General features: G+C 65.5%; 14 protein-coding genes. 10 read left to right on the top strand and 4 right to left on the bottom strand.

The features are described 5' to 3' along the window. Positions 1 to 338: 338 nt before the first annotated feature. Positions 339 to 1,229 (bottom strand): LysR family transcriptional regulator, encoded by an 891-nt coding sequence (locus tag PWP93_RS16550; RefSeq protein WP_421045166.1) that lies wholly within the window; start codon positions 1,227 to 1,229, stop codon positions 339 to 341. 253 nt (positions 1,230 to 1,482) lie between these two features. Between PWP93_RS16550 and PWP93_RS16545 the strand changes: the two genes are divergently transcribed. The 6 genes from PWP93_RS16545 to PWP93_RS16520 all read left to right on the top strand — a co-directional run bounded on the left by PWP93_RS16545 (position 1,483) and on the right by PWP93_RS16520 (position 13,814). After that, the gene (locus PWP93_RS16545; RefSeq protein ID WP_421045165.1) at positions 1,483 to 3,417 is read left to right on the top strand and encodes an alkyl/aryl-sulfatase; all 1,935 of its coding nucleotides are present in this window, start codon (positions 1,483 to 1,485) and stop codon (positions 3,415 to 3,417) included. 58 nt (positions 3,418 to 3,475) lie between these two features. After that, a complete protein-coding gene (locus PWP93_RS16540) occupies positions 3,476 to 7,324 on the top strand; it encodes a LuxR C-terminal-related transcriptional regulator (RefSeq protein WP_421045164.1) in 3,849 nt (1,282 codons plus the stop codon). Between the two features lie 141 nt (positions 7,325 to 7,465). Further along, positions 7,466 to 9,175 (top strand): long-chain-fatty-acid--CoA ligase, encoded by a 1,710-nt coding sequence (locus tag PWP93_RS16535; protein WP_421045163.1) that lies wholly within the window; start codon positions 7,466 to 7,468, stop codon positions 9,173 to 9,175. A gap of 59 nt (positions 9,176 to 9,234) precedes the next feature. Continuing rightward, on the top strand, positions 9,235 to 10,662 hold the full coding sequence (locus tag PWP93_RS16530; RefSeq protein ID WP_421045162.1) for an aldehyde dehydrogenase family protein: 1,428 nt from the start codon (positions 9,235 to 9,237) through the stop codon (positions 10,660 to 10,662). Between the two features lie 52 nt (positions 10,663 to 10,714). Continuing rightward, positions 10,715 to 12,400, top strand: coding sequence for a GMC family oxidoreductase (locus PWP93_RS16525; protein ID WP_421045161.1), 1,686 nt, complete (start codon positions 10,715 to 10,717; stop codon positions 12,398 to 12,400). A gap of 91 nt (positions 12,401 to 12,491) precedes the next feature. Beyond that, a complete protein-coding gene (locus PWP93_RS16520) occupies positions 12,492 to 13,814 on the top strand; it encodes an MFS transporter (protein ID WP_421045160.1) in 1,323 nt (440 codons plus the stop codon). A gap of 162 nt (positions 13,815 to 13,976) precedes the next feature. Here the strand turns inward: PWP93_RS16520 and PWP93_RS16515 are convergent, their stop codons facing one another. Then, on the bottom strand, positions 13,977 to 15,107 hold the full coding sequence (locus tag PWP93_RS16515; RefSeq protein ID WP_035532814.1) for a porin: 1,131 nt from the start codon (positions 15,105 to 15,107) through the stop codon (positions 13,977 to 13,979). A gap of 356 nt (positions 15,108 to 15,463) precedes the next feature. Between PWP93_RS16515 and PWP93_RS16510 the strand changes: the two genes are divergently transcribed. The 4 genes from PWP93_RS16510 to PWP93_RS16495 all read left to right on the top strand — a co-directional run bounded on the left by PWP93_RS16510 (position 15,464) and on the right by PWP93_RS16495 (position 19,628). Further along, entirely contained in the window at positions 15,464 to 16,666 is a 1,203-nt protein-coding gene (locus PWP93_RS16510; protein ID WP_421045159.1) for an acyl-CoA dehydrogenase, read from the top strand. Positions 16,667 to 16,680: 14 nt separating this feature from the next. Next, complete coding sequence (locus PWP93_RS16505; RefSeq protein ID WP_421045158.1) at positions 16,681 to 17,847, top strand: acyl-CoA dehydrogenase family protein; 1,167 nt, start codon at positions 16,681 to 16,683, stop codon at positions 17,845 to 17,847. 76 nt (positions 17,848 to 17,923) lie between these two features. After that, positions 17,924 to 18,673, top strand: a complete 750-nt coding sequence (locus PWP93_RS16500; RefSeq protein ID WP_421045157.1) for an electron transfer flavoprotein subunit beta/FixA family protein — start codon at positions 17,924 to 17,926, stop codon at positions 18,671 to 18,673. A 10-nt stretch (positions 18,674 to 18,683) separates the two neighbouring features. After that, entirely contained in the window at positions 18,684 to 19,628 is a 945-nt protein-coding gene (locus PWP93_RS16495; protein ID WP_421045156.1) for an electron transfer flavoprotein subunit alpha/FixB family protein, read from the top strand. A gap of 203 nt (positions 19,629 to 19,831) precedes the next feature. Here PWP93_RS16495 and PWP93_RS16490 read toward each other — a convergent pair whose 3' ends face one another. Continuing rightward, positions 19,832 to 21,073 carry a CaiB/BaiF CoA transferase family protein gene (locus PWP93_RS16490; protein ID WP_421045155.1) on the bottom strand — a complete coding sequence of 414 codons (1,242 nt, stop codon included), beginning with the start codon at positions 21,071 to 21,073 and terminating at the stop codon, positions 19,832 to 19,834. A gap of 35 nt (positions 21,074 to 21,108) precedes the next feature. After that, positions 21,109 to 22,275, bottom strand: coding sequence for an acyl-CoA dehydrogenase family protein (locus PWP93_RS16485; protein WP_421045154.1), 1,167 nt, complete (start codon positions 22,273 to 22,275; stop codon positions 21,109 to 21,111). Positions 22,276 to 22,514: the final 239 nt, after the last annotated feature.

The raw sequence follows: 22,514 nt of genomic DNA, 5'->3' as shown, positions 1-22,514 counted from the left end.
TGTTCCTGGACGTTCTGTTTTTCTTACCCTCAGTGCAGTTTGGATAGCGGCGCCGGTCTTCCCGGACGTCCTTGGGTAGCCGCTTCATTCCGTTGACTGCCACCGATTCGTGGGGGTAGTTTTGGGGGTACGTCGCAGGCTATGAAGCGAGATACCCCAAGGTCCCCGCCGAGACCGCAATCCGCAAAGCCATGTCAAGCATGAAGCCTGTCGTGCGGTAATGATAGGCACGCAAAGAATTGAAAGGTAATCCGAAATTTGTGTGCAGCCAATCGCAATGGCGCACACTGCGACGCCGCAGCGTCAGGCATCTGCGGTACATCGCCTTTTCAGGACCTTCAGCCCACCGCCTCTATTGTGGCAATCGCTTTCTCGGCGGCAGGCGAGAGGGTCCGTTGCGCAAGATAAGCAATCGAATATTGCACCTTCAGATCCTGCATATCTTCGATCAGCAACTGAACGAGCTCGCCCGAAACGAGCTCATCTTCCACAGCGCGGTTCGGCGCGATCAAAACCACATCCTCATGGCAGGCGAGCTGTGTCAACGCGCGAAAATCGGTGCTTTCTACGCGCGTCGCCACGTCTTCGCCCGGGCGGCATCGAAGCATCGTTCGCCAGAGTTCGTGTACGGAGACCGGGAGCGGCACCGAAGCCAGCCTGGCTTCGCGGATCTGTGCCAGCTCAATCGGACCGGCGCAAAGTGGATGAAGCGGCCGCGCGAAAAATCCGATCGGTTCGGGCATCAGCGGACGCACTTCCAGTTCGACGGTGAGCGGCATCAGGCGGTTTGCGGTCAGCACGAAATCCAGCTGCTCCGACTGCAGTGCCGCGAACAAGGCTTCGCTGCTATTCACTTCTGCGTTGACGCGCAGATTGGGCCAGTCGCGCTGCATGACCCTTAGCACCCGGGACAGCAGAATCGCCGCTGGAAACGGGCCGAGCCCGAATCGCACGACGCCCATTTCGTGCTGTTGCACGAGCTGGAGGTCCCGCTCCAGGCAGCTCGCCTCGAACAGAATGCGCCTTGCGCGCTCGAGCACCATGCGCCCCGTCGATGTCAAGGTCACGCCGCGCGCACCACGATCGAGGAGCGCCATGCCAGCCTCGTCCTCCAGAGCCTGGATGCTGCGCGTCAATGCCGGTTGAGTGAGATTGACTCGCCGCGCCGCCGCCGCGAGTGTGCCTTCCTCAACTACCGCCACCAAATGTTCCAGTCGCTTCAGGTTCACGGATTAACCTTTTTTGCATGGCTCGAATAAAAAACTTTCATTTGAATTATATGCCGCCAGGCGATCAAATATCGCCTGTGGCCTTCGGATTTATCTGACTCCCGGCTTTTCCGTTGCATTGCTCATACGAAACGCCTTCGTGCGGTGCGGCCGAGGATGCCGCTTTCCCGGGGGCATCGATCGAACATCGACCGAAAGTTCGCCATATGGGTAGCACAACGAAACATCAAGACGATAGCCGGAGACCCTGAACATGTCGTTTGCCCCTTCCATCTCACCGTCCGAAAACGAGCATGCAGCGCGCTTCGCCACGCCGTCGACCGTAGCGGCCCACCAGCAGGCCATCCGCGAACTGCCCCCCGAAGACCATATGGACGAGGAGGAGGCAAGACGCGGGTTCATCGGCACGGTGCCCGATGCCGAAGTGCGCGACGCCTGCGGCAAGCTGGTATGGAGCGTGGCCGACTACGGCTTCCTGAACGATCCGGTGGCTCCGGCAACCGCTCACCCGTCATTGTGGCGTCAGGCGCGGCTCAACCTCATTCACGGTCTCTTCAAGGTCACCGAACGCATCTATCAGGTGCGAGGTTTCGATCTGTCGAACATGACGATCATCGAGGGCGATGCGGGGCTCATCATCATCGATCCGCTGACCTGTCGCGAGACGGCTCATGCGGCGCTCGACCTGTACCTGAGTCACCGGCCCGCGAAACCCGTCGTCGCCGTGATCTACAGCCACAGCCACGCCGATCATTTCGGCGGCGTGAAGGGCGTGACGACCGAGGCCGACGTGCGCGCCGGCAAGGTGGCCGTGATCGCGCCGTTCGGCTTCATGGAAGAGGCCGTGTCCGAAAACGTCATGGCGGGAACCGTCATGTGGCGCCGCGCGCAGTTCCAGGGCGGCTCCACCCTCGCGCGCAACGCCTGTTGCCAGATCGATGCAGGGCTCGGCAAGACCGGGCCGAGAGGCACCGTCACGCTGATCGAGCCCACGCTGCTGATTCGCGAGCTGACCGAGACGCACGTGATCGACGGCATCGAGATCGTGTTTCAGCTGACGCCGGAGAGCGAGGCACCCGCTGAAATGCACTTCTTCTTTCCGCAATTGCGTGCGCTGAACCTGGCCGAGAATGGCACGCGCACGCTGCACAATCTCTGTCCGCTGCGCGGCGCGCAGGTCCGCAATGCGAGATTGTGGTCGAACTATCTGAACGAGTCGCTCGAGCGCTATGCGCCTCATGCCGACGTCGTGTTTGCCCAGCACCATTGGCCCACGTGGGGCAATGCGCGCATCACCGCCTTCATCGAGCAGCAACGCGATCTCTACAAGTTCCTGCACGATCAGACCGTGCGCATGATGAATCACGGCCTCACCGGCATCGAGATTGCGGAACAGATGCGCCTGCCCGATAGTCTCGCTTCGCAATGGCACGCGCGCGGCTACTACGGAACCGTTTCGCACAACGTCAAGGCGATTTACCAGTTTTACCTCAGCTGGTACGACGGCAACCCGAGCAACCTGCATGCGTTGCCGCCCGAGATGTCGGGTCCGCGCTATGTCGAGTACATGGGGGGCGCGCAGGCCATGATCGAACGCGCGCATCGCGACTTCGAGCGTGGCGAATACCGCTGGGTCGCGCAGGTCATGAATCATCTGGTATTCGCCGAACCCGGCAACCGCGAGGCACGCGAACTGTGCGCGGCGGCGCTCGAACAGATGGGCTTCCAGGCCGAATCGGCGACGTGGCGCAACGCGTTCCTGCTCGGCGCCCGCGAACTGCGCGAGGGCCGCGCGAGCACCGCGGCGGTCAACCCGCGCAGCGCCGACATGGTGTGCGCGATCAGCGACACGCTGTTCTTCGACTACCTCGCGATACGGGTGGATGGTCTCAAGGCCCAGCACATGCACAGCCGTTTCGCGTGGCATTTCACCGATACGGGCAAGCGCTATGCGCTCAATCTGCAGCACGGCGCGCTGACCCACTCGGAAACGCCGCATGTCATGCCTGCGCATGTGACGGTGTCGCTGTCCCGCGCAACGCTGAACCGGATCCTTCTGGTGCAGACCACGTTCCCGGACGCCATCGCGCAAGGGCATATCGTGCTCGACGGCGAGGCGGATCGCTTTACGGCATTGCTGGCCACGCTGGACCGTTTCAGCGGAGATTTCAATGTCGTGGAGCCGTGAGCGGTAACGATCACGGCACGTTTCGCGATCCTCAACAGTCATTTCATCCCGTACGATCATGCGTGTCGCTCCTCCTGTTGTTCTCACCGCCGCCGAGCGCGACGAACTCGTTGCACTGGTTGCTTCGTCCAATGGCAATGCGAAACTCGCCCAGCGAGCGCGAATCGTGCTGATGGCAGCTGACGGCGCCCAGAACAAATCTATCGCTCACGACCTCGGCATTGGCCGCGTGCAGGTGGCGCGTTGGCGCGAGCGGTATGTCCGCTCGCGTATCGCCGGCATCAAGGAGGAACTGCCGCGCGGGGCGCCGCCCATCAAGCTCGATGTCGCGCGGCTCGTCTCGCTCACGACCGAGGCGCCGGGCAACGGCGAAAAGGCCTGGAGCACGCGCAAGCTCGCGGCGGAACTGGGCGTGAGCGCGGCAAGCGTATCGCGGCACTGGAGGGCGACTGGCATCGCGCCACAGGCGGGCAGCACGCAGCGGGGCGACGGACTGCCGGAGTTGTACGGCCGGCAGGCGGCGATCGTCGGGCTTTATATCGCGCCACCAGAGCACGCGCTCGTCTTCGCGCTGGATGAACGGATCGAAGCTTCTCCCGCAGACGACCACCTGGCGCGAGCGCCTGAGGTTGCGCGTCCGGTTCACGCCTGGCAGCGTCACCTGGCGACATCGCTGATTACGTCCCTGCGGGCGTTGATGAGCGGCAGCGGCGGGACTCATGTCAACGTGCAGCGTCATGTGTCGTGGCTCGGCTTCCTCGGCCAACTCGAGACGCGGCTGGAGCCGGGCAAGCGTTTGCTTGTCGTCGCGGACAATCATCTATCTCATCATCATCCGGCGGTTCAGCAGTGGCTCTGCGGCCGCGAGCATTTTCAGGTTCGGCTCGCGCCGAACGGCAGCGCCTGGCTGCGTCTGCTGCAGGGCTACCTGCGCGACGCGCAGGCCGGACTGTGCGCAGGGGGCTTGCCCGAGCATATCGCTGAAGTCCTCTCGTTCATCGAGAAGCAGCGCGTCTCGCATGGGGCGCGTGCGTTTCACTGGTTCATGAACGCATATGGGGCGCAGGCGCTTCCTTTGGCGGGTTTCGGAAACGGCGGCGCGCTGGACGCGGAAGTCCGGCATGCCGAGCCGATGGAGGCTGCCGCGCCGGCCACGGGCTACCCGATGAGCGAGGAGGCGCAGCCCGATCGCGCCGTGCGGCCCGTCGCCAGCACCAAGCTGCTGCCTCCGCGCAGCACGCGGCGCATGATGGCGCGCGATGCCCTCATGACGCGCCTGCTCGAGGCGCGGCGCCACCGTTGCGTCGTGATCCAGGGGCAGGCCGGCAGCGGCAAGACCAGTACGATGATCGAGTGGCGCAAGTCGCTCATCTCGATGGGCTTCGACGTGAGCTGGCTGTCGCTTTCGAGCGAGGACAACGAGCCCGCGAGGTTCTTCGACTGCCTCCTCGCGAGCATCGCGGAGGCCGACCCGGCCGTGGTGCGGGATGCCGCGCTGCTGGTCGCGCAGGGAAGCGACGATACGGCGATCGAGCACTGGGTCATCACGCTCGTGCAGGCGCTCGGCAAGCGTCAGCGCCATATCATGCTGATGATCGACGATCTGCATCACGTCAGCGATCCGCGTATTTTCGAGGCGCTCCAATGGCTGCTCGACTACGCGCCGCCCCAGTTGCATCTCGCGCTGTGCTCGCGCAGTGCGCTTGCGCTTTCGCTGGACCGGCTGCGATCGCAGGGCGCCGTGAGCGAGTTCGACATGCGCGACCTGCGCTTTAGCGAAGCGGAATCGGAACGTTATCTGCGCGAGCAGCTCGGCTCGATCGAAGCGCGCGACGCGGCTGCGCTACATGCGCTGACCGACGGCTGGGTGGCCGGCCTGCAGTTGTTCGCGGTCGATCTGCGCACCCGCCAGGGAAGCGACTACCCGGTCGTGAAGGTGCACGATCCGCGCACCTTCGCCAATTATTTCGAATGCGAAGTCCTGTTGCGGCTCGCCGCGGACGATCTGGACATGCTGACTCGCGTGGCCGTGTGTCATCGCTTCAGCGCGCCGCTCTGTGCGAGCGTCGTCGGGCGCGAAGAAGCGCTGGCCCATATCCGGGCGCGGCTCGCGCAGCTGGAAGCCGACAATCTCTTCATCACGCAGGTGGGCAGCCACGACCGCGAGATCTGGTATCGCATTCATCCGCTGCTGCGCGAAACGTTGCTGACCCGTCTGGCGGAACGCGACGCCGAGGCGTTGCGTTGCGCGCACGCCGTGGCGTGGCGCTGGTTCGAGGCGCACGGTCAGATCGACGATGCGGTGTTCCATGCCGTCAAGGCGGGCGATCCCTCCGCCGCGGCCAGCATGGTCGAGCGGTGCGCGCAGGCGCTGCTGGCCCAAGGCGAGCTGAACCAGTTGTCGGGACTCCTGCGGATGTTGCCGCTCGAACTGGTCCAGAAACGCTTTGCATTGCATATCGTGATGGCGTATGTCCATCTCTACTCGCGCAACTTCCAGGCGCTCGGGCGCAGCCTCGATCAGCTCGAAGCCTCTTCGGATGCGCTCGACGAGCATCAGCGCTACGCGCTGCGCTTGCTGCGGGCCGCCCTCGCGCTTCAGCAGGACGACACCGACGCAATTGTCGCCATGCTGCCCGAGCTGCGCGCGATACCGGACGATGCCGACGACTTCGCCTGGAATGGCCGCAGCAACGTGCTTTCCTGGTTGCACATGTCGCGCGGCGAATACGACGAAGCGCGGGCCGTGCTCGACAACATGGCGCGCCGCGCCGGGGCGCCGCGCAGCAACCTGCTGGGCCGCTGCATGAGTGCGCTGAGTCTCTCGATGGAAGGGCGCATCAAGGAGGCGGAGAAGATCATTCGCGAAGTGCTCGACGAGGCCGAGCGCCAGGGGCCGCCATATGTGGGCGTCGCGTGCATGGCGGCGAGTCTGCTGGCCGATACGCTCTACGAAACCAACGACATCGAGGCGGCCTGCCAGCTGCTCGAGCCGCGAATCGGCATGCTCGAACGAGTGTCGCTGCCCGAGATCGTGATGCGCGCGTTCGCCGTGCTCTCCAACGCCCACTGGGCGGCGGGGCGGCGAGCCCAGGCTTGCGCCTGGCTGGACCGTCTCGAATCGTATGCCGGGCGCTACGGCCTCGACCGCGTGCTGGCGGAGGCGCTCGTGCTCCGGTTGCGCAGACATCTGGAGCAGGTGGAGACGGAGCGGGCCAATACCGTAGTCGAACGCCTCGCCACGCTTGAAATGCGATATGCGGGCGCGGGGCCGGACATGGCGGCGCGCATTCGCTTTGCCGCCGCCCGCGCGTGCGTGGAAATGTGCCTGCACACCGGCGACTACGCGGGTCTGGTTGGTCGTCTCGAAGCCCTGGTTGCCACCTCGGAGCAGAACGGGCGACGCCGACTCTCGACGACGCTGCGGCTGCAACTGGCCATGGCGCATCACGGCGTGGGCAATCTGCCTGCTGCGGGCAAAGCGTTCGTTCAGGCATTGCAGCAGGGGCACGCGCTTGGCCTGATGCGCACGCTGCTCGATGTCGCGGCAAGCGCGCCGGGCATGTTTGCCGCACTGGCCAGCCAGACAGTAGCCGATCCCGTGCTCGCGTTTTATGGCGAACGCCTGCGTGCTGCGCAGGCGTGCGCGGCGGCGCTGCCGGTGCCGCGGGTGTCGGCTGCCGTCGTGCCTGTCGATGCCTTGAGCGAGCGCGAACGCGAGATTCTTGCGTTGCTGGCGCAGGCCATGTCGAACAAGAAGATCGCCACGGTGCTCAACGTGTCGGCCGAGACGGTGAAATGGCACCTGAAGAACATTTACCTGAAGCTGGGAGTCGGCGGGCGGGGCGGCGCCGCGGCGCGTTTTCGCGATCTCAGCGCGAGCGAGGCCGAGACGCACGGGGTCTAGCGTCTCGCCGCGGGTGCGGCGAGACATATGCATAAGCACCGCCACCCTTGCCCCCCGCGTCGGGGAGTGAAGCGCCGCAGCCGGCCAGCGATGATGCGGACAACCGGGACGCCGTCCCGCCCAACCTTGTGACCCACCGCCATGGCGCGACTGACACGACACTACGCACACTGGCCCGAGGGCGTGCCCCATACGCTGCGGGCGCCCGAGTCCAACCTGTTCAGCTTCCTGGCAGCCAGCGCGGCGCGCTGCCCGGAGAAAACCGCGATCGATTACTACGGCGCGCAGATGAGCTACCGCACGCTGCACGAAGCCGTGCTCAAGCTCGCCGGCTACATGCAGCAGCGTCTTTCCGTGCGCGGCGGCGATCGCGTGCTGCTGCTCATGCAGAACTGCCCGCATTTCGCCATCGCGTATTACGCGGTGCTGCGCTGCGGCGCGGTCGTCGTGCCCGCCAATCCCATGAGCACGGCCGCCGAGGTCGCCTACTACGCGGCCGACTCCGGTGCGCGCGTGGCCATCACCACCCAGGATATGCTGCCGCGCCTCGCGCCGCTCCTCGAGAGCGGCGCGCTCGCCGGATGTGTGGTCGGCGCGTGCTCCGAGTTCGCCGGCGAGCCGCGCGACGTGCCGTTCATGGAGATTCCCCCCTTCGTGCGCGAGCCGCGTCAGCGCCTCACGCAAGCGGGCGTGCACGAATTTGCCGGCGCGCTCGCCGCCGGCATCGCGCCCACGCCGCTTGCCGGCAGCGCGGACCTGGCCGTGATCGGCTACACCTCGGGCACCACCGGCGAACCCAAGGGCGCGATGCTCAGCCACCGCGCGTTTTCGTACGTGGTCAACCAGCGCGTGCTGTGGTTTTCCGACGACCCCGATAGCAGCGACCTGATCACCCTGCCGGTGAGTCACGTGGCGGGCATGTGCGCGCTCAACCAGGCGCTGGTCCAGGGCCGCACCATGGTGTTGCTCGCGCGCTGGGACGCGGCCGCCGTGCCGCGCCTCATCGAGCACCACCGCATCGGATGCTGGGCCGCGGTTACGCCCATGCTCGTCGAACTGCTCGGGCGCCCGGAACTGGCGCAGCACGACCTTTCCTCGCTGCGCCGTCTATACGGCGGCGCCACCGCGATGCCGGAGGCGGTCGCGCGCCAGATCGAGCAGCGTCTGGGCGTGCCGTACATCGAGTGCTACGGCATGACCGAGACCTGCGGCAGCACGCACATGAACCCGCCGCAGGCATCGCGCCAGCAATGTGCGGGCATTCCCCAGATCAATGTCGATGCGCGGGTGATCGACCCGGACGGCGGCACCGAACTCGGACCGAACCAGCCCGGCGAACTGGTGATGCATAGCCCGACGCAATTCGACGGCTACTGGGGGCGGCCCGACGCGAGCGAGGCGGCGTTCGTCGAGATCGACGGCAAGCGTTTCGTGCGCAGCGGCGATATCGGCCACTACGACGAGGATGGCTACTTCTACATCACGGACCGGCTCAAGCGGATGATCAACGCATCAGGCCTGAAGGTGTGGCCGGCGGAGATCGAGTCGCGCCTGCATGGGCACCCGGCGGTGCGGGAAGCATGCGTGATCTCGGCGCACGACGCGCATCGCGGCGAGACGGTCAAGGCGCTGGTGGTGCTGCGCGACACAGCGCGCGACACGCTCACGCCTGAGGCGCTGATGGAGTGGGCGCGCAGCTGCATGGCGGCCTACAAGGTGCCGCGCCAGATCGAATTCGTGGAGAGCCTGCCGCGCTCGGCTGCCGGCAAGCTGCTCTGGCGCATCGTTCAGGACAATCAGAACCAGCTGGACAGCAAGGCGAATCTCGCATCACCGGCAGAGCGCGGTTAACGCGCCAACGCGCCAACGCGGGCCGGCGGCGTGCCGGGCCCCATGGACAGGAGACGACATTGAAGCAATTGAAGCAGTTTTACATCGACGGCGCGTGGGTCGAAGCGTCGTCGCCCGCGACGTACGTGGATATCGTCGATCCCGCCACTGAAGCCGTGATCGGCACGCTCGCGATGGGCGGCCCCGAAGATGTCGAGCGCGCAGTCGCTGCGGCGCGCGCGGCATTTCCCGCATGGTCGCGCACCAGCCGCGAAACCCGGCTCGCGTTGCTGGAACGCGTCGCGCAATGCTACAAGGCGCGCATGGCGGATCTCGCCGAGGCGGTCACCGCGGAAATGGGCGCGCCGTCATGGCTCAGCCGCGAATTGCACGCGCCCGCCGGACTCGGGCAGATCGCGACCACCATCGCTGCGCTCAAGGACTTTCCGTTCGAGACCCGCCGGGGCTCGACCTCCATCGTGCGCGAGCCGGTGGGCGTCTCGGCGCTGATCACGCCCTGGAACTGGCCGCTCAACCAGATCGCCGCCAAGGTGGCGCCCGCGCTGGCCGCGGGTTGTACGGTCGTCCTGAAGCCCTCGGAAGCCGCGCCGCTCGATGCGTACCTCTTCGCCGAAATTCTGCACGAGGCGGGTGTGCCGCGCGGCGTGTTCAACATGATCTATGGCGACGGTGAACGCGTGGGCGCAGCGTTGTCGAGCCATCGCCACGTCGACATGGTTTCGATCACTGGCTCGACGCGCGCTGGTGTGGCCGTGGCCATCAATGCAGCGCCGACCGTCAAGCGTGTGGCGCAGGAGCTGGGCGGCAAATCTCCGAACCTCATTCTCGACGACGCGGATCTGACTGCCGCTGTCTCTGCTGGCGTGGCGAGTTGCATGATGAACTCGGGGCAGACGTGCATCGCGCCCACGCGCATGCTGGTGCCGCGTCAACACTATGCGGCGGCGGTCGACATCGCGGCCGCCACCGCGCGTGCGCTGAGCGTCGGCGACCCGCGCGAAGCGGCGCACAAGTTGGGGCCGATGGCGAACCGTGCCCAGTTCGAACGGGTCCAGCAGATGATCGCAATTGGCGTGAGCGAGGGCGCGCGACTCGTCGCGGGCGGCCCGGGGCGGCCCGATGGCCTCGCACGCGGCTTCTACGTCAAGCCTACGGTATTCGCGGACGTGCACCCGGACATGACGATCGCGCGCGAAGAAATCTTCGGTCCCGTTCTCGTGATGCTTCCGTATGAGGATGAGGCGCACGGCATTGCCCTGGCGAACGACACTGATTACGGCCTTGCCGCCTATGTGTGGTCTGCCGATCCCGCGCGTGCAAAACGCGTGGCGGGCGAGTTGCGCGCGGGCGCCGTGCTGATCAACGGCGCGCGCATGGACCTGAGCGCGCCGTTCGGCGGCTACAAGGCGTCGGGCAACGGGCGCGAGTTCGGCGAATACGGCATTGCGGAATTCCTCGAGTTCAAGTCGGTGGTCGGAGCCGCATAGCGACCAGCGCCGTAAATGCATACGGCGCCCGCACAACGATAGGGAATGCGAAATGACACATAACGGGCGGAAGATACCTTCCCCGTCGAGCGCCGGCGAATTCGACTATATCGTCGTCGGCGCGGGTTCGGCGGGATGCGCCGTGGCGAGCCGGCTTGCCGGGGATGAGGGTGTGACGGTGGCGTTGCTGGAAGCGGGGCCGCACGATCACCACTACACCGTCTGGACACCCATCGGCATCGCGAAGACGGCGGGCCATCGGGGGGTGCGCAACTACGGCTACTACTCGGAGCCCCAGAGCGCGATGGGCGGGCGTCGCTCCTGGCAGCCGCGCGGCCGGGGTCTTGGCGGTTCGTCGTCGATCAATGCGATGGTGTACATCCGCGGCCACCGCCGCGATTACGATCACTGGGCGGAGCTGGGCTGCAATGGCTGGAGCTATGAGGACGTGCTGCCGTATTTCCGCCGCAGCGAGTGCAACGAGCGATACGCAGGCCGTGACGACGATCCGTGGCACGGCGGTAGCGGGCCGCTATACGTCAGCGATCTGCGTACGCCGAACCCGTTTTCGCGGCGTTTTCTGGAGGCTGCGCAGCAGGCGGGCGTGCGTCTGAACCCGGACTTCAACGGCGAGACGCAGGAAGGCGCCGGTCTCTTTCAGGTCACACAGCACAACGGCGAACGCTGGAATGCCGCGCGCGCCTATCTCCATCGGGCAGACGCCAGCAACGCCGGTTTGAACGGCGGCCGCAAGGGTCTTGCCGTGCTGACCGACACGCAGGCGTTGCGCATCTGCTTCGAAGGCCGTCGGGCCGTTGGCGTGACGGTCGTGCGCGACGGCGTGGAGCAAACCCTGCGGGCACGGCGCGAAGTGATCGTAAGCGGCGGGGCCTATAACTCGCCGCAGTTGCTGATGGCTTCGGGTATCGGGCCTGCTTCCCATCTGCGCGGTCTTGGCATCGGCATCGTTCACGATTTGCCCGGCGTGGGCGAAAACCTGCACGATCATCCGGACATCGTCATCAACAAGCAGGTCGATTCGACCGATCTGTTCGGCTACTCGATGCGAGGCTTCGCGCGAATGTTCGGCGAAGTGTTGCGCTATCGCCGGCACCGCACGGGCATGGTGGCGTCCAATATCGCGGAGGCGGGCGCATTCGTGAAGAGCCGCCCCGATCTCGCCGAGCCCGATCTGCAACTCCACTTCACAGCGGCGATGGTGGGCGAGCGCGGCGAAGGCAAGACGAAGCCGCCGCACGGCTATTCATGCCACGCCTGCGTACTGCGGCCCCATAGCCGGGGGCACGTAAGACTGAGCTCCGGCGACATGCGCGATGCGCCCATCATCGACGCGCGCCTGTTGTCCGACGCGCGCGACATGGAAGGGCTGGTCGCCGGCGTGAAGCTGATCCGCAGGATCTTCGCGCAGCCTGCGCTCGCCCGCGAGGGCGGACGCGAGATCGCGACGGAAGCATTCGGCGACGACAACAGGAACGACGACGCGATCCGCGCCTTCGTTCGAACGAGAGCCGAGACCGTGTTCCACCCGGTCGGCACTTGCCGGATGGGCGTGGACGAGAGGGCCGTGGTCGACCCGCAACTTCGGGTGCGCGGCGTGGAAGGCCTGCGCGTGGTGGATGCTTCGATCATGCCCACGGTGCCGGCCGGCAACACGAACGCGCCGGCCATCATGGTGGGCGAAAAAGCGGCGGACATGATCCGGAACGACGCAAGATAAAAAGGGCGCTTGCACGGCGGCTTTCGGTGCCCGGCGCCACGAGGCGCTTGCAGCGAAGCGCCGTGCGCGACGTCCCCACAAAGGAGACGATATGAGCACGGAATACGAGCCGTTCAAGGCATGGCGCATCGCGCTGCTGATGCTGGCCTTTCTGATGGTCAACTTTTTCGACAAGGTGGTCATCGGCATGCTGGCCGTGCCCATCATGAACGAGCTTGCAATCAGTCCCTTGCAGTTCGGCATCGTGAGCAGCAGTTTCTTCTGGCTGTTCGCCGTGGGCGGCATTGCGGGCGGCTTTCTCGCCAACCGCATTTCCACCCGTGTCATCGCGCTCGCCCTTGCGCTTTCCTGGTCGCTGTTCCAGTTGCCGCTGCTCGTCTCCTCGTCGATGCTGGTGTTCATGGCGTCACGCGTCGCGCTCGGCTTCACGGAGGGGCCCGCCTATCCGGTCGCCGTGCATGCGGTCTACAAATGGTTTCCGCCCAGCAAGCGGATCCTGCCCGTTTCGCTATACGTGGCGGGCGGCAGCATCGGCTTGCTGGCCGCCGGCGTGGCTGTGCCGCTCGTGACGCGGCATTGGGGCTGGCGGGCGAATTTCGTCATGCTGTGCGGCATCGGCGTGATCTGGTCGGCGCTATGGCTGGCTTTCGGCAGGGAAGGCCGCCTCGACGATCACCCTGCTTCGGCCGCGCCGCAGGCACGCGTCGCTTATCGCCGTTTGCTCGCCGATCGCACGGTGCTCGGCAGCATGTTGCTGCAGTTCGTGTCGTATTGGGGCGTGGCGCTCGGCTTTACGTGGTTGCCCGTCTATTTCCAGAAGGGTTTGTCATACGACGCGGTTGCTTCGGGACGCTACTACGCGCTCGTGATGGCCGCGGCCGTGCCGGTGTCGCTGGGCCTGTCGTTCATCGCCCAGCGGCTGATCGCACGCGGCGTGCGCTCGCGGATCGCGCGCGGCTGGTACACGTCCGGCTGCCAGCTTGCTGCCGGTCTCGGCTACATGAGCCTGCTCGACGGTCAAATGCCGCTGGCGCTGCGCCTCGCGATTCTGATCCTGACGTTCGGTTGCACGCCGATCGCCTATGGGCTCTGTCCGGCGTTGCTGGCCGAGGTCACACCCGCGCCGCAACGAGGCGCGATTCTGGCAATCGGCAATTCGGTGGCGTCGCTCGCTGGCATGATCGCGCCCGTGGTGATGGGGCGGCTCGTGCAAGGCATGCCGGGGGCGCATGGCTACGAGGCCGGATTCGCGCTGTGCGGCGCACTGTCGGTCGTGGGCAGCCTGATCGGCGCGGCGCTCGTTCATCCGGCGCGAACGATGGAGCGCCTGCGAATCGCGGTACCCGCAGTGCCTGCTGCGCCGAACTTGCCTGGCGAGTCGGCGGAAACGATCGCCTCTGCCGGGCAGGGCTGACTACCTGACTATCCGCCGCGCGCCGCGCGCCGCGGTTCGAACCTTCTGCAGGCTCAGCAATGAAACATGAAAAGGGCCTTGCCTGGTCTCCCAGGCAAGGCCCTTTCTTCGTCAGGCATGGTGTTGCCGCAGCGTGGGCCGCACTCTCGTGCGGCCCGATGATCAGAACGTATGCCGTATGCCGAGCAGAACCGCCACCGTGCCTTGACCCGGGGCGACCAGTTGACCGTAAGTCACCGGCACCCGCATGGTGCCCATGTTGTTGACGCCGCCTACGTCCGCATAGAGAACGGTGCGCTTCGAGACGCTGTAGTCGGCCGTGACCGCCCACGTGATGGCCTTGTTCGAAGAATTGTTCTTGTCGCGCAGATAGTAGACGCCGCTCGTGACGTTGAAGGCCGGCGTGAACTGATATCCCGCGCCGAGCGACCAGAGGTCGTAGTTCACGAGATTCGAGTGAGCGGGATTTTTGCCGTTGCTATAAGAACCCGATACGAAGAAGTTGCTGATCGTGTATTTCGCACCGAAGTACAACTGCCGGTTGTTGTTGATGCCGGTGGGCGCGGCGGGGGCAACCGGCGACGGGTTGGTGTCATGCGCGTCGTACCAGGCCGCTGCGAGATCGAGGCTGCCGTTCTGGTACGAGAGCACGGCGGACTCGCGCGAGCCTGCCGTCAGGCTGCCCGGGACGCCGCCTGGCGCATATTCGAGCGCCAGCTGCGCGCCCAACAGGCGGGGCGTGCGGTAGACGAGCGCATTGCTGTCGAAGAGCGCGCCGATGGGCACGTTCGTGCTCGCGCCCGACCATCCCGCCTGGAAGTTCATCCCGGCCCACGCGGTCAGGATGCTGCCGAAATATTGCGCGCCGCGGGCGTCGGTCTCGACCATGGCGATCGCGATGGGCGCGATCTGCCGGCCGACGTCGAACGAGCCGAACGGTCCTGACACGCCCACGCGTGCGATCTGGTTGAACAGCGCCACGGTGCCCGCCGTGTCCGGAAGGCCCAGCGCGCCGGTCCCGGTGTTGAACGCGCTTTGCAGCTTGAAGTTGACGCGATAGCCTCCGCCGAGATCTTCGGTCCCGAGCAGGCCCCAGAAACTCGAATAAATGCCGCCGTCCTTATAACGGAACACCGACCCCGTATTGGCAGCGGTTGGACTTAAGGTTGCGGCCGATGTGTTCTGGTACATCAAACCCGCGTCGAGTGCGCCGAACAGCGTCACCGAGCTTTGCGCGTGCGCTCCTGCTGCCATGACGGCCAATGTGGCGGCAGCAACTGACTTCAACTTCATAGCGTCTCCTGATTGTATTTCCGGCCATCTTTCGGGCGGCCCTTATGTTGGCGTCCGCCGGCTGCGCGCGAGATGCGCGGTTCGGCCTGGACACGGGTAAGGTGACGCGAAACGCGCGCATCGCGGCCCCCCAACGCGGGGGGCAAATTTGCCGCGCGATTAAGGCCTGTTCAGCATGCACGGAAACCTTTCGCCGATCGGGCCATGGGTGGCGAGACATAACGCTGTTGCCTACCTGCGCATGCTTAAGAACCCCCAGCGGCGGGGGGCGTCGTCGGTCCGGGTGCTCTCCTACCATGCGTTCAATCTGGCAGACGCGTATGCGCCGCGTTTGCCCTCATTCTGGAGAGCTACGCATGGACTTTCGATCGGACCCGGGCCTCAGCGCGTTTCGCGAAGAGGTGCGCGATTTTCTGCGCAAGCATTTGCCGCCGGACCTGCCGCGCCGCACCGACGGCGTGCGTTCGCCGCGCGCGCAACTGGCGCAATGGCAACGCATTCTGAACCAGCACGGCTGGGGTGCGCCCTATTGGGCCAAAGAGCACGGCGGTACGGGCTGGAGCGTCGCGCAGCGGCTCATATTCGACGAGGAATGCTCGACAGCGGGCTCCCCTTCGCAGGACACGTTCGCGCAACGGCTCGTCGGTCCGGTGCTCAATCATTTCGCCACTCCCGAGCAGAAAGCGGAGCACGTGCAGGCCATCCTTCGCGGCGAGCGGATCTGGTGCCAGGGATTTTCCGAGCCGGGCTCCGGTTCCGATCTCGCGTCGCTGCGCACGCAGGCAGTGCGCGAAGGCGACCACTACGTCGTGAACGGGCAAAAGATCTGGACGAGCTACGGTCACGAAGCCGACTGGATCTTTCTGCTCGTGCGCACGGATACGACCGTCAAGAAGCAGGCCGGCATCAGCTTCCTGCTCGTCGACATGAAATCGCCGGGCATCACGGTGCGGCCGATCATCAGCATCGACGGCTGCCACCACCTGAACGAAACGTTCTTCGACAACGTTCGTGTGCCGGCGGGCAACCTGATCGGCGCGGAAGGCGACGGATGGAAGCTCACGAAATTCCTGCTCAACAACGAACATGCCTCGACGGCCGATTTGCCGTCGCTGATGCGGTTCCAGCGCAAGCTGCGCAAGCTCGCACGCGAAACGCATTTTGCCGGCGCGCCGCTGATCGAGCGCGGCGACGTGGCCTTGCGGCTCGCTGCGCTCGAAGCCGAACTGCAGGCGATCACGGTGCTGGTGCAGCGCGTGGCCGCGCTGGAAGAGGACCATAGCCCCGCCGCGCATGCGATCGGGTCGATCCTCAAAGTCCGCGGCACGGAACTGCAGCAGAAGATGAGCGCGTTTCTCGTCGAGTGCCTCGGCGACTACGGCGCGGTCGCATGGGCCGGCCCGAGAGGCGAAGGCGCAGGCGCGCAGACGATCCACGCGCTTCAGTTCGAGGCGCGAAGCATTGCGGCGGAAATGTTCTTCCGCCGCGCCACCACGATCTACGGCGGCACGAGCGAAGTCCAGCGCGGCATTGTCGCGAAGATGATGTTTCAGTTCTGAGGGATGGGCCCGAGATGAATTTCAATCTGAATGACGAGCAGCAGATGCTCGAAGACAGCGTGCGCCGTTTTGTCGATAAGGCCTACGCATTCGAAACACGCAGCGCCATCGTCAAGGCGGCGCAGGGCGGCAGCGCGGAAAACTGGCGCACATTCGCCGAGAACGGCTGGCTCGCGGCCGCGCTGCCCGAGGAGCATGGCGGACTTGGGGGCAGCGTGCTCGACACGGCGCTGATCGCCCAGCAATTCGGGCGAGCGCTCGTGGTCGAGCCTTATCTGGGCTGCGCGGTGCTGGCGGCTCAGACGCTCGTCGCCGCCGCAGCGCCTGGGCTCAAGGACACGCTCTTGCCGGCGCTTGCCGACGGCGCCCAACGCGTCGCGCTCGCATACAGCGAAGCGTCGTCACGCGGCGATCCCGCCATCGTGCAGACGCTGGCGAGGCAGGGCAAGGACGGCTATCGCATCGAAGGCGCCAAGACGCTCGTGCTCGGCGCGGGGCATGCCGACTGGTTCATCGTCTCGGCGCGAGTCGCGGATGCCGGGCGCGAAGACGAAGGCATTTCGCTCTTTCTCGTGCCTGCCGGCGCTGCGGGACTGAAGCAGCAGGCCCTGCCGCTGCACGACGGCACGCAAGCCGCCGAGCTGACTTTCGCGCAGCTCGCCGTGCCCGCGAGTGCATTGCTCGGCGAGCGAGGGACCGGCCTCGAGGCGCTGCGTTCCGGTTTGTCGCATGGCATTACGGCGTTGTGCGCCGAGCTTGTCGGCGCGATGGAACGTGCGATCGAAATCACGGCGGAATACCTCAAGGTGCGCAAGCAGTTCGGCGTGCCGATCGCGAGCTTCCAGGCGCTCCAGCATCGCATGGCCGATATGGCGGCAGAACTGGAGCTTTCCCGCTCGATGCTGTACGCGATGCTCGCGGCGCTCGAATGCGAATCCGGCAAGACGCAGCAACTGGCGCTCTCGCAAGGCAAGGCATTCATCGGGCGCGCGGCGAAGTGGGTCTGCGGTCAGGCCATCCAGCTGCATGGCGGCATCGGCATGACGGAGGAATACGCCGTCGGGCACTACTTCAAGCGCGCCGTCGTGGCCGACATTCTGTTCGGCACCAGCGACCAGCACGAGGCAGCGAACGCGGCTGCGCTTCAGGAAGCGCTGCGCGCAGAGACCGAAACGGTTTGAACCGGCGCGCGGGTGCGCGCACGAGGGGGCCGTCGCGTCACGTCACGGCGGCCTCGACGGCTAAAGGAGCAGAGAAATGAAAGTATTGGTTGCGGTAAAACGCGTGGTGGACTTCAACGTGAAAGTGCGGGTCAAGCCGGACGGCTCTGGCGTCGATCTCGCCAACGTGAAGATGAGCATCAATCCGTTCGACGAGATTGCCGTCGAGGAAGCGGTGCGGCTGAGGGAGAAGGGCGCGGCGAGCGAGGTGGTCGCCGTTTCGTGCGGCGTGGCGGCGTGCCAGGAAACGCTGCGCACGGCCATGGCGATCGGCGCGGACCGGGGCATCCTGGTTCAGACCGACGAAGAGCTGCAGCCGCTCGCGGTCGCGCGCCTGTTGAAGGCAATCATCGAGAAGGAACAGCCGCAGCTCGTGATCCTCGGCAAGCAGGCCATCGACAACGACTGCAACCAGACCGGCCAGATGGTCGCCGCGCTGGCGGGTCTCGCGCAGTCGACGTTCGCCAGCAAGGTCGATATCGTGGAGGGTCATGCGATCGTGACGCGCGAGATCGACGGCGGCCTCGAAACGCTGAAGCTCGCGCTGCCCGCGGTGATCACCACCGATCTGCGGCTGAACGAGCCGCGCTACGCCACGCTGCCGAACATCATGAAGGCGAAGAAGAAGCCGCTCGATACGGTGACGCCGCAGGAGCTTGGGGTCGACGTGACGCCAAGGCTCAGGACGCTGAAGACGGTCGAGCCCGCCGGGCGCAGCGCCGGCGTGAAAGTCCCCGATGTCGCGACGCTGGTTGCGAAGCTCAAGAACGAAGCAAAGGTTATCTGAGGAAAAATCCATGACTGAACGGATCAATGTGCTGGTCGTGGCCGAACACGACCATGTCTCGATCAAGGGCGCGACGCTCAGCGCGGTCGCAGCCGCGCGTCAGTGCGGCGGTGAGGTTCATGTGCTGGTGGCGGGCCATGCATCGTCGTCGGCGGCCGCTGCGGCCGCGCGAATCGAAGGCGTCGCGCGCGTGCTGCATGCCGATGCGCCGCAGCTTGCCGAAGGCCTCGCGGAGAATCTGGCGGCTCAGGTCGTCGCGCTTGCGCCTGCGTATGCGGCCATCTTTTTCGCGGCCACGAGCAGCGGCAAGAACGTCGCGCCACGCGTGGCTGCGCTGCTCGACGTCGCGCAGGTTTCGGACATCACGCGCGTGGTCGGCGCCGACACGTTCGAGCGGCCCATCTATGCCGGCAACGCGATAGTGACCGTGCAGAGCAGCGATGCCGTCAAGGTGGTCACCGTGCGCGCCACGGCGTTCGATGGGGTGGCGGCGCAAGGCGGCGCGGCAGAGGTCGTCGGGATCGACGCGGTGCCGGATAGTGGCCTCTCCGCTTTCGTCGAGCGCGTCGTGGCGAAGAGCGACCGGCCGGAGCTTGCCGATGCGCAAATCGTCGTGAGCGGCGGCCGCGCGCTCGGCAGCAGCGAGCGCTTTGCCGAAGTCCTGACGCCGCTCGCCGACAAGCTGGGTGCGGCGCTCGGCGCCTCGCGCGCCGCCGTCGATGCAGGCTTCGCACCGAATGACTGGCAGGTCGGCCAGACGGGCAAGATCGTCGCGCCGCAACTCTATGTGGCCTGCGGCATCTCGGGGGCCATCCAGCATCTGGCGGGGATGAAGGACTCCAAAGTGATCGTGGCGATCAATAAGGATCCCGAAGCGCCGATCTTCGGTGTAGCCGACTATGGCCTCGAGGCAGACCTCTTCGAGGCCGTGCCGGAGCTGACTGCCGCACTCTGACGTTACGTGTGGCTAGACGCGCATGGATATGACGTATCCATGCGCGTTTTGTTTTTTGCGGAACGCGAATCTGCCCTGGAGCTGGGGTGAGGCCGGTATGCGGTATTGGCGGAAAGGGAAGGGACGACGCAGGCACGCGTTGCCGTGAACGGGAATGGGGTGAAACGGAACGGCGGGCGCCGGCTCGGCGCCCGCCGGGGTGGTCATCGAATCGCGCCCGACTCGCGCAAGCGGGCAACGGCGCCGGCATCGTAGCCAGCCGCAAACAGCACTTCGTCCGTATGTTCGCCGAGCATCGGCGCGCGGTGATGCACGCCGCCGGGCGTGCTGCCCATCTTGATCGGCACGCCGGCGATCTTGACCCGGGTGTCCGATCCGGGCTGCTCGACATCCACGAGCATATTGCGCACGCGGTAGTGCGGATCGTCGAAGATTTCCGCTGACGTGTAGACCGGTCCGAACGGAACACGACCGCCGAAGCATTCGGCCAGTTCGGCCTTGGTTCGCACCGACGTGAAGGCCTCGATGATCTCCACCACCTGCTGCGTGTGCTTCACGCGCGCGGCGTTGGTGGCGAACCGGGCGTCGGCAATCAATTCGGGCTGGCCGATTGCATGGGCGAGCTTTTCCCAGAAGCCGTCGTGCGCGACCGCGATCGACACCCAGCCGTCGCGTGCCCGAAACAGCCCGAACGGGCAAAGCAGCGGGTGACGGTTGCCTTCCGGCGTCGGCACGACGCCCGTATACGAGGTTTGATAGACGATGCGCTCGCACATGGCCAGCACGCAGTCGGTCATGGCGACGTCGACGAATTGCCCCTCGCCGGTCTCGCGGGCCCGCAGCACGGCGGCCAGCAAGCCGATGCAGAGCATGAGCGCCGGCACGGTGTCGCCCACGCCTGGGCCGATCTTCATGGGCGTCTCGCGGTCGGGCCCGGTGATGCCCATCATGCCGCCCATCGCCTGGGAGACGACGTCGTAGGCGGGCCACTCGGCATAAGGGCTCGCGCCGCTGCGCGGATCGCCGAAGCCGCGCACCGCGCCGTAGACGAGCCGGGGATTGAGTTCGCGCAGGTCTTCCCACGCGAGACCGAGCCGCTCCATCACGCCGGAGCGGAAGTTCTCGACGACGATATCGGCCTGCGCGATCAACTTGCGCACGACGTCGAGACCCTGAGCCGTTTTCAGATCGACGGCGATCGAGCGCTTGTTGCGGTTCACGCTCTGGAAATAGCCGCCGAAATCGCGCAGCGCGTCGTCTTCGCAGTAAGGGCCGTTGGCGCGCGTGCCGTCGCCGCTCAGGCCTTCGATCTTGATGACATCCGCGCCATGATCCGCGAGGATCTGCGTGCAGAACGGCCCGGCCAGCATTTGCGTGAGATCGATGACGCGTATCCCGCTGAGCGCCCCGCGGGAATGGTCCGCCGTGGCGGTCGAAGTCTCCATGTGGTTCTCCTGTGTCTCGTGAAAGCCGGCTATGGCTACGCAGCGGCCTTGCCGAGCAGGGCGTCGGAAATGATGCGCATCTGGATCTCGGACGTCCCCTCGAAGATCTTCGTGAGGCGGGCGTCGCGCCAGTAACGCTCCGCGGCGAAATGGGTCGTGTAGCCCGCGCCGCCGTGAATCTGCAGCCCTTCGCTGGTCACGCGCTCGGACATCTCGCTGGCGAACAGCTTCACCATCGCGGCTTCCGTGTCGCAGCGCTTGCCCGCGTCGATCTGTTCGCACACCGAATACAGCAGCGCGCGGGACGCCTCGATTTGCGTGGCCATGTCGGCGATCTTGAAGCGGATGGCCTGGAAATGCCCGATGGGCGAGCCGAACTGCGCGCGGTCGCGGGCATACGTCATCGAGTCTTCTAGACTGCCTTGAGCGAGCCCGATGGAGCGCGCGGCCGTGTGCGCGCGAGCCGTTTCGAGACCGGCCGTGGCGAGATAGAACGCCTTGCCTTCCTCTCCGACCATGCTCGATGCGGGAACGCGGCAGCCGTCGAACGCGAGTTCCCACGTGGTCCAGCCGTGATACCCGATCTTCGGAATCGGACTGCCGGCGACGTTGGCGGGCAGCTCGCCTCTCGGCTTTTCGACCATGAAGGCGGAGAGCCCGCGGTGACGCGCCTTGGGATCGACCTCGGGGTCGGTGCGGGCAATCACGAGGATGAAGTCGGCTTCGTCGGCGAACGTGCACCAGTACTTGCTGCCGGTGATGACCCAATCGTCGCCGTCGCGCACCGCGCGGCACGAAATGTTGGCGACGTCCGAGCCCGCGTTCGGTTCGGAAAGCGAGAAAGCGCCGAGGAATTCGCCGCGCGCCATGCGCGGCAGATAGTCCGCCTTCTTCTCGGGGCTGAGGCTCTTGAGCGCGCCGATCAGGCCGTTGCCGCGAGCGATCAGGCTGGCCACGCTCATCCAGCCGCGCGAGAGCTGCTCGGCAACGAGACAGTACTCGTATGCGCCGAGGCCGAGGCCGCCGTATTCCTCGGGAATCAGGATGCCGAAATAACCGAGTTCGGCCATTTCGTCGATGAGTTCGCGCGGAATCTTGCCCTTTTCGGGGTCGAGCTTGTTGGCGAGAGGAAGCACGCGCTCCATCGTGAACTGGCGCGCAGATTCCTGAATCATGCGGCGCTCGTCGGTGAGTCTTTGCATTGTGGGCTCCTTGAAGACCGGTCCATGTTCCTTAGGTGCGCAGGGGCGCAACTATGTACGGACATATTAGCAGCGCGATCGATCTCGGAGCGCACGGTTTCGGGGGGTGTTAAGTTCAAATATGCACTTAAAAATACAGAAAAACGCGCAAAAATCCAGCATCTTCGAAAACGGTTGACGGCATGCTTTGTTTTCGTGAATATGTACGTACATAGTGCCGCCCTGCGGGAGGCCTGACG

This window comes from Paraburkholderia sp. A1RI-2L, assembly GCF_048957375.1.
Taxonomy (GTDB): Bacteria; Pseudomonadota; Gammaproteobacteria; order Burkholderiales; family Burkholderiaceae; genus Paraburkholderia.
This window is presented reverse-complemented; position numbering and strand designations above follow the sequence as displayed.

Coding starts and splice junctions, on each gene's coding strand:
- PWP93_RS16545 (WP_421045165.1), top strand. CDS start 1,483: ATGTCGTTTGCCCCTTCCATCTCACCGTCCGAAAACGAGCATGCAGCG.
- PWP93_RS16540 (WP_421045164.1), top strand. CDS start 3,476: ATGCGTGTCGCTCCTCCTGTTGTTCTCACCGCCGCCGAGCGCGACGAA.
- PWP93_RS16535 (WP_421045163.1), top strand. CDS start 7,466: ATGGCGCGACTGACACGACACTACGCACACTGGCCCGAGGGCGTGCCC.
- PWP93_RS16525 (WP_421045161.1), top strand. CDS start 10,715: ATGACACATAACGGGCGGAAGATACCTTCCCCGTCGAGCGCCGGCGAA.
- PWP93_RS16520 (WP_421045160.1), top strand. CDS start 12,492: ATGAGCACGGAATACGAGCCGTTCAAGGCATGGCGCATCGCGCTGCTG.
- PWP93_RS16515 (WP_035532814.1), bottom strand. CDS start 15,107: ATGAAGTTGAAGTCAGTTGCTGCCGCCACATTGGCCGTCATGGCAGCA.
- PWP93_RS16510 (WP_421045159.1), top strand. CDS start 15,464: ATGGACTTTCGATCGGACCCGGGCCTCAGCGCGTTTCGCGAAGAGGTG.
- PWP93_RS16505 (WP_421045158.1), top strand. CDS start 16,681: ATGAATTTCAATCTGAATGACGAGCAGCAGATGCTCGAAGACAGCGTG.
- PWP93_RS16500 (WP_421045157.1), top strand. CDS start 17,924: ATGAAAGTATTGGTTGCGGTAAAACGCGTGGTGGACTTCAACGTGAAA.
- PWP93_RS16495 (WP_421045156.1), top strand. CDS start 18,684: ATGACTGAACGGATCAATGTGCTGGTCGTGGCCGAACACGACCATGTC.
- PWP93_RS16490 (WP_421045155.1), bottom strand. CDS start 21,073: ATGGAGACTTCGACCGCCACGGCGGACCATTCCCGCGGGGCGCTCAGC.
- PWP93_RS16485 (WP_421045154.1), bottom strand. CDS start 22,275: ATGCAAAGACTCACCGACGAGCGCCGCATGATTCAGGAATCTGCGCGC.